Genomic DNA, 281 nt, shown 5'->3' with positions numbered 1-281 from the left:
ACCGTTCGACTTGCATGTGTTAGGCATACCGCCAGCGTTCAATCTGAGCCAGGATCAAACTCTTCAATTAATTTACAATGCTGTCATTTTAATAAATTAAAACTTCAACACCTTATTCATTGTGAGAAATCTTTGACAATCTCTCGGTTTGACCTAACTTATATAATTTTAAGAAATTACGTGATAGTTATGGTCACTTTTTGTCGTTGTACCTTTATTAACATCAACTCAAGTGCCCACACAAGTTATCTATTTGAGTTTTTAAATTACTCTTTTGAATC

Annotated in this window: 1 rRNA gene; it reads right to left on the bottom strand. The window is 33.1% G+C overall.

The annotated features are described in order from the left end of the window. Positions 1-70: ribosomal RNA gene (locus OS173_RS13305) — 16S ribosomal RNA — on the bottom strand; the annotation flags it as partial. Between the last annotated feature and the right edge of the window lie 211 nt (positions 71-281).

The sequence above is a fragment of the Marinicella gelatinilytica genome (assembly GCF_026410405.1).
Taxonomy (GTDB): Bacteria; Pseudomonadota; Gammaproteobacteria; order Xanthomonadales; family Marinicellaceae; genus Marinicella; species Marinicella gelatinilytica.
Note: the sequence above shows the minus strand (reverse complement) of the source record. Positions and strands in the feature narration are given on the sequence as shown.